We start from the raw sequence: 1,018 nt of genomic DNA, 5'->3' as shown, positions 1-1,018 counted from the left end.
CCAACCAGGCCCTCACCTGTTTTCATACGAACGGAGCCAATCGCGTTATTCGAAAGGCCTTCTGAAGCAACAAGAACCCAATCTTTCTGTATCTCATCTTGAAGGTAGATACTACAAACGTCCGAGCCGGTTACATCTTTGACTCTGGCAACAATCAGGTTCAGCAATTCGTCTGCTGACTCAAGTTCCTCAGCTTCTGTAAAAATTCGTCGGAGAGCTTGTAAGGGTTCCATAGATACTTCCTATAAAAACATCGTAAACGACAACATACCAAACCTTTACTTTACACCATATAGTTTTTCTAAGTCGAAAAAAATAATAAAAACATTGCCTTACAGAAGAAAAATCAAACCACTAAGAGCATAATTAGGCAACACACCAAAAGACGGTGCGAGCTCGCTATACAGGTGTAAATGAATCTAATCAACGTCATAACCCTATATTCGAGGGCGGTTTAACTAACAACATAAGTACGATCATGACGATTTTATTAGACGAGCCTTAAATCGATAACGCTTAAAAAGCAGGCAAGAGGTGATCAGCAGAAAATGTAACGACACAGAGCCCAGTTCGAGGCACTATATGGGTGGTGCTGGCATAATTGGTTATGTGACTAGAGGCTATACCGCAACAGAGTCTGATAACAAATCACACGAATTAAATACGCGCTCAGATAACCCATATTTTTTAGCCTGCTCTCGCCATGGTTTAATGTGCGGCGCACTTAGGTGATCATTTAAGCTCTCACGATTCGGCCACAACTCTGAAAAACGAATTAAGCCCTTATCGAATGGATCTTCCGCAACATCGTACGCAATGCATCCATCATTTTCGTGAGTGCTACGAACTAAAGCATTTAAGTGTGGTAATACTTTTTCGGTATTATCTGGAGGAAACCTTAATGATCCAAATACTGCTACTTTTGCTTTCATTGAACTTCCTTATTCATTCGTTTAATTTTAAAGAGGAGATGGGCCTCTTAATACTTTAATTAACTTTCCAGTTGTACTCTCAAAGT

1 protein-coding gene and 1 pseudogene are annotated in these 1,018 nt (G+C 40.2%); both read right to left on the bottom strand.

Annotated elements, in window-relative coordinates; all coding sequences use genetic code 11:
* Positions 1-233, bottom strand: a pseudogene (locus tag A3766_RS23065) (phosphoenolpyruvate-protein phosphotransferase PtsP); the annotation flags it as partial.
* Between the two features lie 387 nt (positions 234-620).
* Positions 621-932 carry a putative quinol monooxygenase gene (locus A3766_RS23060; protein WP_068509848.1) on the bottom strand — a complete coding sequence of 104 codons (312 nt, stop codon included), beginning with the start codon at positions 930-932 and terminating at the stop codon, positions 621-623.
* Between the last annotated feature and the right edge of the window lie 86 nt (positions 933-1,018).

It is taken from the genome of Oleiphilus sp. HI0132, from assembly GCF_001635845.1.
The sequence above is the reverse complement of the archived record's forward strand: the minus strand, read 5'-3'. Positions and strand labels throughout refer to the sequence as shown.

Excerpts from the sequence above, each read along its gene's own strand:
- A3766_RS23060 (WP_068509848.1), bottom strand. The coding sequence starts at position 932 with ATGAAAGCAAAAGTAGCAGTATTTGGATCATTAAGGTTTCCTCCAGAT.